Consider the following 16,276-nt stretch of genomic DNA (forward strand, 5'->3'; position numbering starts at 1 on the left):
TAAATATATGTCAGCAGAAGGTCACGATCACGGACACGATCACGAACACGAACACCACCATAAAGACACTTTCATTACTAAATATATTTTTAGTATTGATCACAAAATGATTGCTAAGCAATATTTGTTAACTGGTATCATAATGGGTGTTATCGGTGTAAGTATGTCTTTGCTATTCAGAATGCAATTGGCTTGGCCAGAAGAGTCTTTCAAGATTTTCAATGTTTTGTTAGGTGATAAGTTTGCACCAAATGGTGTAATGGCTAATGATATTTATTTGGCATTAGTTACAATACATGGTACCATAATGGTATTCTTTGTATTAACAGCTGGTTTAAGTGGAACTTTTAGTAATTTACTGATACCGCTGCAGATTGGAGCCCGTGATATGGCTTCAGGTTTTATGAATATGATTTCATACTGGTTATTCTTTTTGTCAAGTGTAATCATGATCTGTTCTCTTTTTGTTGAAGCTGGACCAGCTTCTGCAGGATGGACAATCTATCCACCATTGAGCGCCTTGCCACAAGCAATTCCTGGTTCAGGATTAGGTATGACTTTGTGGTTAGTTTCTATGGCAATCTTCATCGCTTCTTCTTTAATGGGATCTTTGAACTATGTTGTAACAGTTATTAACTTAAGAACTAAAGGAATGTCAATGACAAGAATGCCGCTTACTATCTGGGCTTTCTTTGTAACAGCTATTATTGGTATTGTTTCTTTCCCTGTTTTATTATCTGCAGCATTATTATTAATTTTTGATAGAAGTTTTGGTACTTCATTCTTCTTGTCTGATATTTATATTGCTGGTGAAGTTTTACATTATCAAGGTGGTTCTCCTGTTCTTTTTGAACACTTGTTCTGGTTCTTAGGACACCCTGAAGTTTATATTGTAATCTTACCTGCATTGGGTATTACTTCTGAAATCATTGCTACAAACTCTCGTAAGCCAATCTTTGGTTACAGAGCGATGATTATGTCAATTATTGCAATTGCATTTTTGTCTACAATCGTTTGGGGACACCACATGTTTATTTCGGGTATGAATCCGTTTTTGGGATCTGTATTTACATTTACAACATTGTTAATTGCAATTCCATCTGCAGTAAAAGCATTCAACTATATTACTACGCTTTGGAAAGGTAATCTTCAGATGAATCCTGCGATGTTGTTTTCAATTGGTTTGGTTTCTACTTTCATCACTGGAGGTTTAACAGGAATCATTCTTGGAGACAGTACTTTGGATATTAACGTTCACGATACTTATTTCGTAGTTGCTCACTTTCATTTGGTAATGGGTATCTCTGCTCTTTATGGAATGTTTGCTGGAGTCTATCACTGGTTTCCAAAAATGTTTGGAAGAATGCTGAACAAAAACTTAGGTTATGTTCACTTCTGGGTAACTGCAGTTTGTGCTTATGGAGTATTTTTCCCAATGCACTTTATTGGATTAGCAGGTTTGCCAAGACGTTATTATACTAACACAAACTTCCCATTATTTGATGATCTGCAAAATGTAAACGTATTGATTACAACTTTTGCCTTGATCGGTGGAGCTTTTCAATTAGTATTCTTGTATAATTTCTTTGTTAGTATTTTTTACGGTAAAAAAGCAGAGCAAAACCCATGGAAATCCAATACTTTGGAATGGACTACTCCTGTAGAACACATGCATGGAAACTGGCCTGGTGAAATTCCGGAAGTACACCGTTGGCCTTATGACTACAGTAACCCTGGACACGATGAGGATTTTGTACCTCAAACGGTTCCAATGAAAGAAGGAGAAGTAGTTTTACACCACTAAAATTTCGAAAAATTTATATAAATGCCTTTCATTATTGAGAGGCATTTTTTTATTACAACGATTACTTTTTTTACCTTTATCGGATGAATGAGAACTTAGATCCTACGAATAATAATTTTAGCTCAGAAGAACTTGATATCGAGAAAAGATTAAGGCCTTTGGCTTTTGATGATTTTTCGGGTCAAGATCAGGTATTGGATAATCTTAAAGTTTTTGTTGCTGCTGCCAATCAGCGTAGTGAAGCTTTGGATCATACCCTTTTTCATGGCCCTCCAGGTTTAGGAAAAACTACACTGGCTAATATTTTAGCTAATGAGCTTGGCGTTGGTATCAAAATTACTTCGGGTCCCGTTTTAGATAAACCTGGCGATCTGGCTGGGCTGCTTACTAATCTTGAAGAGCGCGATGTTTTATTTATAGATGAAATTCATCGTTTAAGTCCTATAGTCGAGGAATATTTATATTCGGCTATGGAGGATTTCAAAATTGATATCATGATCGAGTCTGGGCCAAATGCCAGAACGGTTCAGATAAATTTGAATCCTTTTACACTTATTGGTGCAACAACCCGTTCAGGACTTTTGACTGCCCCGATGCGTGCCCGTTTTGGAATTTCTTCCCGATTACAATATTACACAACTGAACTTTTGACAACTATCGTTGAACGCAGTGCCATGATTTTTAAAATGCCGATTACTATGGAAGCGGCTATTGAAATAGCTGGAAGAAGCAGGGGAACACCTCGTATTGCTAATGCTCTGTTGCGCCGTGTCCGCGATTTTGCCCAGATAAAAGGAAATGGAACTATCGATATTGAAATTGCCCGTTATGCCTTGAAAGCATTGAATGTCGATGCTCACGGTCTTGATGAAATGGATAACAAAATCCTGAATACAATAATTGATAAGTTCAAAGGAGGCCCTGTTGGGTTGTCAACTTTGGCAACTGCCGTTTCTGAAAGCAGTGAAACAATCGAAGAAGTTTATGAACCTTTTCTGATTCAAGAAGGGTTTATTATGCGAACACCAAGAGGAAGAGAAGTTACGGAGAAAGCCTATAAGCATTTGGGTAAAATTAAAACGAATATTCAGGGCGGACTTTTTTAAAATTTTGTGCCAATTGTGATGAAGAAGAAATACAATTATCCTGAAAAACTTTCAATAGTTAATTTCTTTTTAGATGCTGAAGGTATTCGTAAAAATCCGATTCCCTTTCATAAAAAATATTTTGACAAATTAGGTGATACTTTTTCTGTTAGAATTGGCAGAACCAAACATCTGGTGCTGTCAAGGGATAATGAAATTGCTGCATACATACTGCAGAAAAACCATAAAAATTATTATAAGTCTAACATTCAAACGGTATATCTATCGAAATATCTTGGGAAAGGACTTTTGACTTCGGATGGCGACTTTTGGCTGAAGCAAAGAAGATTAATTCAGCCTGCTTTTCACAAGCAGAAGATGAATGAACTGGTTATCAATATGGAACAGATTATAGTCTCTGAATTAAATAATTTGCCTGAAGAAAAACCGGTCGATATATTTCCTGTGATGAGTCAATTGGCTTATAATGTTGTTGCCAAATCATTATTTCATCTTTCTGCGTCAAAAGAAAAATTGAGCAGAATAAAGTTTATTGTTGATGAAGTACAAAAGTTCTTAATTAAAGAAGTTAGGCTTCCGCATAAAGGATGGTGGTTTTACTTGAGCGGACAAACAAAAAAACATTTTCTATTATCTTTAGAGAACAATACTATAATTAAGGAAATTATAGAGGAGAGAGCAGCTTCAGATGTGCAGGCTAATGATTTGCTGAATATGCTTCTTGAAACACGATATGAAGATACAGGCGAAGGAATGTCAATTTCTCAATTAATTGACGAAATTAAAATCCTTTTTGTAGCTGGTTATGAAACAACTGCAAATGCCCTGACTTTTACGCTTTATCTTTTGGCAAAGCATCCTGACGTTCAGCAAAAAGCTTGGGAAGAGATTACAGAAATTGAATTCCATGAAAGCGACACTGTTACTCAGCTGCAGAAAATGACTTATATCAATGCTGTTCTAAATGAATCCATGCGTCTGTATCCGCCAGCTTGGATTGTGGACAGGCAGAATGTTGCCGATGATACAATTGGTTCTTATCATATAAAAAAAGGATCGCTTATTGGTATTTCAATTTATGAAGTGCACCGAAATCCAAAATATTGGAAAAAACCGGATGAGTTTAATCCTGAACGGTTTTTAGGTGAACAGAAAAAACATTCCATGCAGTATTTTTATCCATTTGGGGCTGGTCCCAGAATGTGTATTGGCAGTGGTTTTGCTATTTATGAAATGTGTCTGACGCTTTTTAAAATTGTAAAAAAATATGAGATAAAACCCGTTAGCGGTGAGGTTCAGTTTAATCCGCTGGTTACTTTGAAACCTGTGGGTGTAGAAGTTTTATTTGCTAAAAGATGACAATCAATTCGAAAGAAGCCTATTCCAAATTTATAAAATCTGAAGCTAAACGCCTCGGTTTTTTATCGTGCGGTATCTCGAGGGCAGGCTTTCTTGAGCAGGAAGCTCCCCGTTTAGAAAATTGGCTGAATAAAAATTATAATGGGCAGATGGCCTATATGGCAAATCACTTTGATAAGCGTTTAGATCCAACTTTGTTAGTTGATGATGCTAAAAGTGTGGTTTCGCTCCTGCTGAACTATTATCCTTCGGAAACTCAAAATCCTGACTCTTATAAAATTTCCAAATATGCATATGGTCAGGATTATCATTTTGTCATCAGAGAAAAACTTAATGAATTCCTGTTTTCAATTCAGCAGCATATTGGTGAAGTTTCGGGTCGCGCTTTTGTAGATTCAGCTCCAGTTTTGGATAAAGCTTGGGCTGCCAAAAGCGGTTTAGGATGGATTGGAAAAAATAGCAATTTACTCACTCAAAAGGTAGGCTCTTTTTATTTCATCGCTGAACTTATTATAGATCTTGATTTAGAATATGATCATGCAGTTACTGATCATTGCGGTTCTTGTACTGCTTGTCTTGATGCATGTCCCACACAGGCAATTGTTGCTCCGTATGTGGTTGACGGCAGTAAATGTATTTCTTATTTTACAATTGAACTGAAAGATAATATTCCAATGGAAATGAAAGGCAAATTTGATGACTGGGCTTTTGGATGCGATGTTTGTCAGGATGTCTGCCCTTGGAACCGTTTTTCAAAACCGCATAATGAACCTTTATTAAATGCTAACATCGAATTACTTTCAATGTCCAAAAAGGATTGGATTGAAATTACGGAGGAGACTTTTAAAAAAGTGTTTAAGGACTCTCCTCTTAAACGATCCAAATTTCAGGGAGTAAAGCGGAATATTTTTTTTCTGGAATAGTTTTTTTCTGGATCAATCCATTTTAGTTTTAAAAATTATCAGTTTTTACTGCTTAAAAAACAGCTCTGTTTATTTAAAAAACCATCAGTTTCTTTAAATTTTAAGGTTTGCTCTTAAGATTAAATTTTAATTTTTGCTTTTCGTATATCTTTTTTTTCTAAATTTAACTTTCTAAAATTTATCTATTATGACTGTAAATCAAATACTAAGAACAAAAGGATCAGAGGTGTATTCTATTGTTTCGGACTTTACCGTATTCGAAGCATTACGGGTTATGGGAGAGAAAAACATTGGAGCAATACTGGTGATTGACGATGGAGTTTTAAAAGGAATTTTATCGGAAAGAGATTATGCAAGGAAAATTGTTCTAAAAGACAAGTCTTCTAAGAAAACACCTGTTAGCGAAATTATGGAGAGTGATGTTGTAACCGTTAAACCTTCTGATAATTTGGAATATTGCATGGGATTGATGAGCGGAAGAAGAATAAGACATCTGCCAGTGATTGAAAATGAAGTGATAATTGGACTTGTCTCTATTGGAGATGTTGTAAAAGCTATAATTGAAGTTCAAAAAGAAACCATTAAGCATTTGGATTCATATATTTCACAGTAATTGTGTGTTGAAATTTTTATTAAATAGCTGCATTAAATTGCAGCTATTTTTTTTTGTTATAAATTATGTCAAAACACTAAAAGAGATTGTGATAAAAGCTTCAGTTTTAAAGCTAGTACCTTATCTTTGTTATTCGAAAAAAAATAAAAATGGACAATAATAGTAAAAGAACCGAAGCGTTATTGTATCACGCTAAACCTACTCCTGGGAAAATACAAGTAGTTCCAACCAAAAAATATGCAACACAAAGAGATTTGTCTTTGGCTTATTCTCCGGGAGTTGCAGAACCGTGTCTGGAAATTGCTAAAGACATAAATAATGTTTATAAATACACAGCGAAAGGAAACCTTGTAGCAGTAATCTCAAACGGAACAGCCGTTTTGGGACTTGGTGATATTGGGCCAGAAGCTTCAAAACCCGTAATGGAGGGAAAAGGTCTTTTATTTAAAATATTCTCAGATATAGATGTATTTGATATTGAGATTGGAACTAAAGATGTTGAAGAATTTATACAGACTGTAAAAAATATAGCACCAACATTTGGAGGTATTAATTTAGAAGATATTAAAGCACCAGAATCATTTGAAATTGAGCGCAGACTTGTAGAAGAACTCAATATTCCTGTAATGCATGATGATCAGCATGGTACAGCAATTATATCTTCGGCGGCCTTGATTAATGCATTAGAATTAGCAGGTAAAAAAGCTGAAGATGTAAAGATGGTTGTTTCCGGAGCAGGATCTGCCGCTATTGCATGTGCGGATCTGTATGTTTTATTGGGTGTAAAAATGGAGAATATTTTAATGTTTAACAGCAAAGGTCTTTTAACTAAGGATAATCCTAATCTGTCTGAATTGCAATTAAAATATGCTATTGATGGACCATCTATCAGCCTTGAAGAATCCTTAAAAGGGGCTGATATTTTCTTGGGATTATCCACTGCAAATGTGATGACTGCAGAAATGCTGCTGTCAATGGCGGATAATCCAATTGTTTTTGCCATGGCAAATCCAGATCCTGAAATAGCCTATAATCTTGCCATTTCTACCCGCAAGGATGTAATTATGGCGACAGGACGATCAGACCATCCTAATCAAGTAAATAATGTGCTTGGATTTCCATATATTTTTAGAGGAGCTTTAGATGTTCGTGCTACAAAGATTAATGAAGCTATGAAAATGGCTGCAGTAAAATCTCTTGCAGCACTCGCTAAAGAAAATGTACCGGAGCAAGTGAATATAGCGTATGGAGCTACAAAACTGGTTTTCGGAAGGCAGTATATTATCCCAAAGCCTTTTGATCCAAGATTAATATCTGAGGTTGCTCCTGCAGTTGCAAAAGCAGCTATGGAATCAGGGGTTGCATTGAATCCAATTACTGATTGGGAAAAGTATAAGGAAGAATTATTGGATCGATTGGGGAACGATAATAAAATGATCCGTCTGATTACCAATAGAGCCAAAACTAATCCTAAACGAATAGTTTTTGCCGAAGCAGAACAATTAGACGTTTTAAAAGCAGCTCAAATTGTATATGAAGAAGGTATTGGATTTCCGATCTTATTAGGAAATAAAGAAATTATATTAGAATTAAAAGAGGAACTGGGTTTTCATGCAGATGTGCAGATTATTGACCCAAAACTAAACGAGGAGCAAGAAAGAAGAACTAGATATGCTACTGTATTGTGGGAGTCCAGAAAAAGAAACGGAACCTCACTTTATGATGCGGAAAAGTTCATGAGAGAACGTAATTATTTTGCCGCCATGATGGTAAATACAGGAGAAGCTGATGCAATGGTTTCTGGTCATTCCAGAAGTTACCCTACTGTTGTTAAGCCACTATTGCAAATTATTGGAAAAGCACCTAATGTTTCATTGGTCGCTACAATGAATATTATGATGACCAGCAGAGGGCCAATGTTTTTATCAGATACAGCAATAAATGTAAATCCTACAGCAGAAGAATTGGCAAAAATTGCCGTTATGACTGCTAATACAGCTAAAATGTTTGGTGTTGAACCTGTTATAGCAATGGTTTCCTATTCTAATTTTGGTTCTTCAGGAAATGTAAGCGCTTCAAAAGTAAAAGAAGCAGTTGCCTATTTGCATGAGTATCATCCGGACATTATTGTAGACGGAGAAGTTCAAGCCGATTTTGCCTTGAATCCAGATATGCTTTCTGCTAAATTCCCTTTTTCAAAATTAGCTGGAAAAAAAGTGAATACTCTGGTTTTTCCAAATCTTGAGTCAGCAAACATTACTTATAAATTATTGAAAGAACTAAATAAAGTTGGTTCAATCGGGCCAGTTATGATGGGAATGAAACATCCAGTCCATGTTTTTCAATTGGGAGCCAGCGTAGAGGAAATGGTAAATATGGCAGCAATCGCAGTAATTGACGCTCAGGAAAAAAGCGCAAGAGCACAAGGAAAATAGATACAAAATACGAAAGATTTAAGTTTGAGATTTTAAGAACAAAATGTCATTTGCAGGGTTATCCTAAAAAAGGAGTAATCTAATATCAGCAATGCATTTATCTTTTAATCTCAAATTTTTATTATATTTGAATAGATAAATTATTTTATGATAGCACATTTACAAGGAAAATTAGTAGAGAAGAACCCTACAGAAGTAGTGATTGAATGTGGAGGAGTTGGTTATCATGTAAATATATCTCTGCATACTTTTTCACTGTTGCCTAATAGTGATTTTATTAAGCTGTTTACTTATCTGCAAATAAAGGAAGATGCGCACACTTTGTTTGGTTTTGTTGAGAAGTCTGAAAGAGAAATTTTTAAAATGCTGATATCAGTTTCTGGAATTGGTGCAGGAATAGCACGTACAATGCTTTCGTCCTTGGAACCCAAGCAGATTATCAATGCAATTGCTTCTGGAGATGTTGCAGCAATTCAAAAGATAAAAGGCATTGGAGCTAAAACGGCACAGAGAGCCATTCTCGATTTAAAAGAAAAAGTGTTAAAATTGTATGATTTGGACGAAGTTTCAATGTTACAAAGCAATACTAATAAGGATGAGGCGTTATCTGCTCTAGAAGTTCTTGGTTTTGTTAGAAAAACTTCGGAAAAAATTATTGAAAAAATTATTAAAGAGGATCCAGAGGCTACTGTGGAAACTATAATTAAAAAAGCTTTAAAAAATTTATAAGAGGTCATTTAGACGACTAATTTATATGCATAAAATTTACTTTTTTTTGCTGGTATTTTTTTGTGGATTTGTGTCTCAGGCTCAGGTGCAGGATGCTGTTCAGGATACTATAAAAAAAGGATACGATGTTGGCGAGCTTCAATTGGCAAACCCTCAGAGCATATTGTCTGGATATACCTATGACCCAGTTACTGATACGTATGTCTACACCAGTTCCGTTGATGATTTTAATATCAATTATCCAGTAGTTTTAACGCCTGCTGAGTATGAAAAATTGAGATTAAAGGAATCAATGAACGAATATTTTGGAAAAAAACTAGACGCTATCGATGGAAATAAGAAAGGCAGTGATGATGCCAAAAAAGATTTATTGCCTCGATATTACATACGTTCAGGTCTCTTCGAATCCATTTTTGGGAGCAATACAATCGATGTAAAACCTACTGGTTCTGTTGAAGTAGATCTTGGGTTGCTTTATACCAAACAAGACAATCCTGCATTTTCGCCTAGAAACCGTACCAATACCTCATTTGATTTTAATCAGCGGATAAGTATGAGCTTATTAGGAAAAGTGGGTACAAGACTTAATGTGAATGCTAATTTTGATACCCAGTCGACTTTTGCCTTTCAAAATTTATTAAAATTAGAATATACGCCAGCTGATGATGATATTGTCCGCAAAATTGAAGTTGGAAATGTAAGCATGCCTCTGAATAGTACTTTGATTCAAGGAGCTCAAAGTTTATTTGGAGTAAAAACTGAATTGCAGTTTGGTAAAACTACCGTTACGGGAGTTTTCTCTGAACAAAAATCGCAAGCTAAGAGTGTAACAGCACAAGGAGGCGGAACAATTCAGGAATTTGAAATGTATGGTTTAGACTACGATAATGACAGGCACTTTTTCCTGTCGCAATATTTTAGAGATAAATACGATGCTTCTTTAAAAGATTATCCTTTTATTAAATCCAGGGTTCAGATTACCAGGATAGAAGTATGGGTAACCAATAAACAGAATAGGGTAAATACTACCAGTAATAATTTAAGAAATATTATTGCGCTTCAGGATTTGGGAGAAGCTCAATTAAAAGGTTTGCCAGATGGAAAGGTTGTAGTACTGGAAGACGGTGCTTCCGGAGGGCCACCGGCTGGAATGTTTCTTAAACCCGCGAATTCTCCTACTGACAATGGAAACAATAATTACGATCCAGCCAGGATTAAGACTGGCAATGGTTATCTGAATAGCAGCATTAGGGAAATTGTAACCGCCAAAGATGGATTTCTGCTTCCTGGGGGCACTAACGCCAGTGAGGGACAGGATTATTCAAAGTTAGAAAACGCTCGAAAGTTATTGCCTAACGAATACACTTTTCATCCACAACTAGGATATATTTCCTTGCAGCAAAGGTTAGGAAATGATGAAATTCTGGCTGTGGCCTATGAATATTCCATTGGTGATGAAGTATATCAAGTGGGAGAGTTTGGAAATGACGGTATAGATGCTACTGTGGTTGGAGGAAACCAGCCCTCTAACCAAACTGTTGTTTCGCAAACATTAATATTGAAAATGCTAAAAAGCAGTCTGCTGAATGTTGCAGATCCAGTATGGAACCTGATGATGAAAAATATTTATCAGATTCAGGGAGCTTATCAGTTACAGCAAGAAGATTTCAGGCTTAATATATTATATAAAAATCCATCTGCTTTAAATTATATTACGCCAGTTACAGGTCCTGAATTTCCGCCAAATCCCGATCCTGCAGTTAAGGTTGATAATACTACGTTATTAAAAGTCTTAGATGTAGATAAACTCAATTATAATAATGATCCCCAAGCAGGCGGTGACGGTTTTTTTGATTTTATTCCAGGAATGACCGTTGATACTCAAAACGGAAGATTGATTTTTACAACTAAAGAACCTTTTGGAGAATTACTGTTTTCTAAATTGAGAACTAATGACCCTGCAGAAAACTATAATGATGTAACAACTTATAATGAGAATCAAAAGAAATATGTGAATCCTTATATGTACAGCGTTACGCAGGCTAAGGCAATTCAATTTCCAGAGCTGAATAAATTTCTTTTGCGTGGAAAATATAAATCTGTTGGAGGAGACGGAATCCCAATTGGTGCTTTCAATGTTCCCTTAGGATCTGTAAAAGTCACTGCTGCAGGAAGGGTCTTGGTCGAAGGGGTGGATTATGCTGTCAATTATCAATTAGGAAAAGTTCAAATTCTTGATCCTTCTTTGCAGGCATCCAGTACGCCTATTGAAATTTCACTCGAGAATAATTCAATATTTGGCCAGCAGACCAGAAGGTTTTTTGGTGTGAACGTAGATCATTTAATTTCAGAAAATTTTATGGTAGGTGCCACTTTCTTGAATATGAAAGAAAAACCATTTACACAGAAATCCAGCTATGGTCAAGAATCTGTCAATAACAGTATTTTTGGTTTTCATGGCAATTATTCGTCGCAAGTTCCTTTTTTTACCCGTTTGGTCAATAAGCTGCCTAATATAGATACCGACGCTCCTTCGTCGATATCCGTTAGTGGAGAGGTCGCTTATTTAATGCCTAATGCCTCAGATGGTGATAAGTTTCAAGGTGAGTCTACAATATATGTTGATGATTTTGAAAGCTCTCAGTCTTCAATAGATCTGCGTTCCCCATATGCATGGAGTTTGTCTTCTACACCAACAAAGGAAGGTGCGCAAAAACCGCCCGCTTATGATTTTTTTGGAGAGTCAAATGATTTAACTTATGGTTTTAGAAGAGCAAAATTGTCTTGGTATTCTGTAGATCCTGTTTTTTATACCTCCAAGCCATCCGGAATTACAAATGATGATTTGTCTACCAATGCAACGAGGAGAGTTTATAGTGAGGAACTGTATCCGCTTACAGATATTGCCCAAGGCCAATCACTTGTTGTAAATACATTGGATTTGAGTTATTACCCAAAAGAAAGAGGGCCTTATAATAACAGCTTAGATGTTTCTAATGATCCTGGGCTGAATTTTGGGGGAATTATAAGGTCGTTAAGCGCTACCAATTTTGAACAGAGCAATGTTGAATACATTCAATTTTGGGTCATGGATCCTTATGTAGGTCAGGGAAAAACATCTAATACCAATTCGGGTAAAATTTATTTTAATCTTGGCGAAATATCCGAAGATGTCCTGAAAGATGACCGTAAGGTATATGAAAACGGATTTGGTCCCAATCAGATTATGGTAAATCCAACACCGCCTTGGGGTAATGCTCCAGCATCACAATCACTGATTTATGCTTTTGATAATAACGAAGGCAACCGTGCTAATCAGGATATAGGATTTGATGGGCTTTCGTCAAAAGAAGAGGCAAGGGTGTATAACAATTATGCATCTGATCCTGATCCAGCAGGCGATGATTATATTTATTACCTCAATACAACAGGAGGAGTGCTTGACCGCTACAAAAATTATAATGGGATCGAAAATAACTCTACTGTAAATATCAATTCTCCAAATAGAGGTTCGTCAACAATTCCAGATGTGGAAGATGTTAATAGGGATAATACAATGAATACCATAAATGCCTATTATGAATATAGTATAGACATCAAGCCAGACATGAGTGTAGGGCAAAATTATGTTTCGGATGTACGAAATACAGTAGTCACTTTAGCAAATGGAACTAATACTGAAGCCAGATGGATTCAGTTCAAAATACCAATTTCCCAACCACAAAATACTATAGGAAAAATTTCAGATTTTAGGTCTATCCGATTTATGAGAATGTTTGTGACGGATTTTACAGATCAAGTTACGCTGCGTTTTGGATCATTGGATTTAATGCGTGGGGAGTGGAGACGTTATGCAAATTCATTAGACACTAATGATATGAATGTAGATGATGATGCGACTGTTTTTGAAACAGCTTCGGTAAATCTTGAAGAGAATTCTAACAGATGTCCAATAAATTATATCAGTCCGCCAAGTGTTCAAAGAGAACAGCTGTATAATAATAATACGGTTATTAATCAAGATGAGCAGTCGCTGTCTATGAAAATTTCTGGAGGAGGACTTGAGCCATTGGACGGGAGAGGAGCTTTCAAAAATTTTAATATTGATATGCGCCAGTATAAAAATCTTAAAATGTTTCTGCATGCCGAGTCTTTACCAGAGGAAATAGAATTAAAGGACAATCAGATGGCTGCTTTCTTACGTATTGGTGCCGATTATTCAACAGATTTTTATCAAATTGAAATTCCGCTGAAAGTAACTCTGGCTTCATCCTCTTCAAGTGACAAGAATTGCCCGCCGATGAATGCCGATTTAGTCTGGCCGTCAGAAAATGAAATAGATTTAGCCTTAGATAAATTGACAAATCTAAAATTGAAATATTTAAAAATTGATAAGTCTACTCTGCCGGCAGATGGAATTTATTATGCAGATGATGATCCAGCGGTTGAAGGAGGGGACGGTGACAGCAAGTTGCGTTTAGGAATAAAAGGAAATCCAAATCTTGGCTTGATCCGTAATATTATGCTTGGAGTTAAAAGCAATGAGCCCCATCAGGATATTAAAGGTGAAGTATGGTTCAATGAGCTTCGTCTGGCCGATATGGACAACAAAGGAGGGATTGCCGCTTTGTTAAATATCGATACAAATTTTGCAGACTTAGCTACAGTTTCAATGACCGGGAATATAAAAAACTTTGGTTTTGGAACTATAGAGCAAGGTCCAAATGAAAGAAGCAGAGAAGATATTCAGCAGTATAATATAGTGACTAATATTAATCTTGGAAGGTTTTTGCCTAAAAAATGGGGGGTTAATTTACCGTTTAATTATTCAATTGGGGAAGAAATTATCAAACCAGAATATGATCCTTTTTTTGAAGATATAAAGCTGAAACAAGTTCTGGACGATGCAGAAACAGAAGCTGAAAGAAAAGCAAAACTAAATCGGGCGATAGATTATACAAAACGTAAAAGCATTAACTTGATTGGAGTGCGAAAAGACAGGGCTGCAGAGCAAAAGCCAATGCCCTATGATGTAGAGAATTTTACTTTTTCGCAATATTATAATGAAGTGCAGCGTCATGATTTTGAGATTGAAAAAAATATGGATCAGCAATCCAGAACAACTGTCGAATATGCTTTTGCTTTCCAGCCAAAACCCATCGAGCCTTTTCAAAAAACGAAATTTATGAAAAAAAGCACGTATTGGAAATTTCTAAGCGATCTCAATTTTAACTATTTGCCTTCTAATATTACTTTTAATACCAATATTGTCAGACAAAGCAACGAACAGCAGTTTAGGCAAGTTGAAGATATTGGTATTGGTTTCGAACCATTGTACAGAAGAAATTTCGGCTTTAATTACCAATATGGCTTTAATTTTAATCTGACCAAATCGTTAAAAATTAACTACACGGCGGCATCGAGGAATTTAGTTAAAAATTATTTGGACGAATTTGATGAGCCAATAGATAATTTTACTATCTGGGATCGTTATTTAGATACTGGAACTGCCAATTTCCACATGCAGCAGTTTGTTTTAAATTATGAAATCCCATTGAATAAAATTCCGGTTTTAGGTTTTATTAAAGCGAATTATTCTTACACTGGTGATTACAGCTGGCAGCAGACTTCTACAGCGTTAAGTGATATTGATATTGATGGCGCATCATATAACTTGGGGAATACAATACAAAATGCCAAGGCAACCAGTTTTAATACAACCTTCAATATGGAGACACTGTATAAGTATATAGGGATTGGGAAAGGTTCTGCTGCTGCAAAGCCTAAACCTGTGGCTCCTCCAAAACCAGGTGAGAAAATTGTAAAGAAAGACCCTTTAAAAAAGATTAATCAAAATCAGTTTGTTGATGGGTTAAAAGGGGTGCTTACAAGCATCAAAAGCATTCAGTTGACATTTACCGAAAATCAAGGAACAGTTTTGCCGGGGTATACACCTGGTGTCGGTTTTTTTGGATCGTCCAAACCAACTTTAGGCTTCGTTTTTGGAAGCCAGAGCGATGTTCGCTTTGAGGCAGCTAAAAACGGCTGGTTAACCACTTATCCAGAGTTTAATCAAAACTATGCAACAGTAAAAAAACAAGACTTTAAAGGATCAGCAAATCTGGAAATAATTCCAGACCTTAAAATTGATTTATTAGCGGATCGTTCATACTCTGAAAACTTTTCGGAGCAGTATGATGTCTCTTCTAGTGGGGAATACAAATCTGGATCGCCTTATACTTATGGAATATTCTCTATTTCAACTGTATTGATTGGAACTTCATTTTCAACCAGTAATGAAGTAAGATCTTCGGCTTTTGATCAGTTCAGAAATAACAGGCTTTCTGTTGCAGATCGATTGGCGAATGAGCATTATGCTGGAGAGCCGGTACCGCGATATGATATTAGTTCACTGCCTCCGGAAGATAATGCTGCGCCTATTGAAAGTCCGGCAAATCCAAACAATTCATTCAGAAAAAGCACCATTGCAAATAATGGCTATCCAGTTGGATTTGGGAAAAACAGTCAAGCCGTCTTATTGCCATCATTTTTAGCTGCATATTCGGGAACAAGCGCTAATGATGTTTCATTGGACATATTTAAAAAATTTCCAATTCCCAATTGGGCAATTAAATATAATGGATTAATGCGATATGAATTTTTTAAAAAAGCCTTTAAACGATTTTCTTTAACCCAGAATTATAGAGCCTCGTATACTGTTAATTCATTTAGATCGAATTTTAATTATGCTAAAAACCCTGAGGGACAAGATGACAGCGGTAATTTTTATAGCCCAACCATTATGTCTAATGTTACTTTGGTAGAGCAGTTTAATCCGCTGGTACGCGTTGATTTCGAACTGAAAAATTCGTTTAAATTATCGACTCAGATAAATAAGGACAGGGCTCTGTCTATGAGCTTTGATAATAATCTGCTGACTGAGGTGCATGGTGTTGAATATGTGGTTGGTTTGGGATATAGAATAAAAGACGTAACATTTTCTTCGAGACTAGCAGATAATCCCACAGGAGTAATTAAAAGTGATATTAATATAAAGGCCGATTTGACTTACAGAGATAACCAGACAATTGTGCGTTATTTGGATTATGACAATAATCAATTAGGCGGTGGACAAAACATCTGGACACTGAATACCACAGCAGATTATTCTCTGAGCAAGAACTTGACCATTATTTTTTATTATAATCACTCTTTTTCCAAACCAGTTATTTCGACTTCATTTCCTTTAACTAATATTAGATCAGGTTTCACTTTTAGATATAATTTTGGAAATTAATTTTTTAAAA

Annotated in this window: 8 protein-coding genes; all 8 read left to right on the plus strand. The window is 35.9% G+C overall.

Annotated features, from left to right (window positions below):
- Positions 1-7: 7 nt before the first annotated feature.
- Positions 8-1,804, plus strand: a complete 1,797-nt coding sequence (locus tag ABEG11_RS02350; RefSeq protein WP_348822596.1) for a cytochrome c oxidase subunit I — start codon at positions 8-10, stop codon at positions 1,802-1,804.
- A gap of 83 nt (positions 1,805-1,887) precedes the next feature.
- Positions 1,888-2,910 (plus strand): Holliday junction branch migration DNA helicase RuvB, encoded by a 1,023-nt coding sequence (gene ruvB, locus ABEG11_RS02355; RefSeq protein WP_348822597.1) that lies wholly within the window; start codon positions 1,888-1,890, stop codon positions 2,908-2,910.
- Between the two features lie 18 nt (positions 2,911-2,928).
- Positions 2,929-4,269, plus strand: coding sequence for a cytochrome P450 (locus ABEG11_RS02360; protein WP_348822855.1), 1,341 nt, complete (start codon positions 2,929-2,931; stop codon positions 4,267-4,269).
- The gene (gene queG, locus ABEG11_RS02365; RefSeq protein WP_348822598.1) at positions 4,266-5,192 is read left to right on the plus strand and encodes a tRNA epoxyqueuosine(34) reductase QueG; all 927 of its coding nucleotides are present in this window, start codon (positions 4,266-4,268) and stop codon (positions 5,190-5,192) included. Before ABEG11_RS02360 ends, queG begins: the two co-directional genes overlap by 4 nt.
- Before the next feature lie 187 nt (positions 5,193-5,379).
- Complete coding sequence (locus tag ABEG11_RS02370) at positions 5,380-5,805, plus strand: CBS domain-containing protein (RefSeq protein WP_348822599.1); 426 nt, start codon at positions 5,380-5,382, stop codon at positions 5,803-5,805.
- A gap of 149 nt (positions 5,806-5,954) precedes the next feature.
- Positions 5,955-8,240, plus strand: coding sequence for an NADP-dependent malic enzyme (locus ABEG11_RS02375; protein ID WP_348822600.1), 2,286 nt, complete (start codon positions 5,955-5,957; stop codon positions 8,238-8,240).
- A 147-nt stretch (positions 8,241-8,387) separates the two neighbouring features.
- Complete coding sequence (gene ruvA, locus ABEG11_RS02380; protein ID WP_348822601.1) at positions 8,388-8,969, plus strand: Holliday junction branch migration protein RuvA; 582 nt, start codon at positions 8,388-8,390, stop codon at positions 8,967-8,969.
- Positions 8,970-8,994: 25 nt separating this feature from the next.
- Positions 8,995-16,266 (plus strand): T9SS outer membrane translocon Sov/SprA, encoded by a 7,272-nt coding sequence (sov, locus tag ABEG11_RS02385; protein ID WP_348822602.1) that lies wholly within the window; start codon positions 8,995-8,997, stop codon positions 16,264-16,266.
- Positions 16,267-16,276 lie beyond the last annotated feature (10 nt).

Source organism: Flavobacterium aestuarii, from assembly GCF_040049115.1.
Classification (GTDB): domain Bacteria; phylum Bacteroidota; class Bacteroidia; order Flavobacteriales; family Flavobacteriaceae; genus Flavobacterium; species Flavobacterium aestuarii.

Coding starts and splice junctions, on each gene's coding strand:
- ruvB (WP_348822597.1), top strand. CDS start 1,888: ATGAATGAGAACTTAGATCCTACGAATAATAATTTTAGCTCAGAAGAA.
- queG (WP_348822598.1), top strand. CDS start 4,266: ATGACAATCAATTCGAAAGAAGCCTATTCCAAATTTATAAAATCTGAA.
- ABEG11_RS02350 (WP_348822596.1), top strand. CDS start 8: ATGTCAGCAGAAGGTCACGATCACGGACACGATCACGAACACGAACAC.
- ABEG11_RS02375 (WP_348822600.1), top strand. CDS start 5,955: ATGGACAATAATAGTAAAAGAACCGAAGCGTTATTGTATCACGCTAAA.
- ruvA (WP_348822601.1), top strand. CDS start 8,388: ATGATAGCACATTTACAAGGAAAATTAGTAGAGAAGAACCCTACAGAA.
- sov (WP_348822602.1), top strand. CDS start 8,995: ATGCATAAAATTTACTTTTTTTTGCTGGTATTTTTTTGTGGATTTGTG.
- ABEG11_RS02360 (WP_348822855.1), top strand. CDS start 2,929: ATGAAGAAGAAATACAATTATCCTGAAAAACTTTCAATAGTTAATTTC.
- ABEG11_RS02370 (WP_348822599.1), top strand. CDS start 5,380: ATGACTGTAAATCAAATACTAAGAACAAAAGGATCAGAGGTGTATTCT.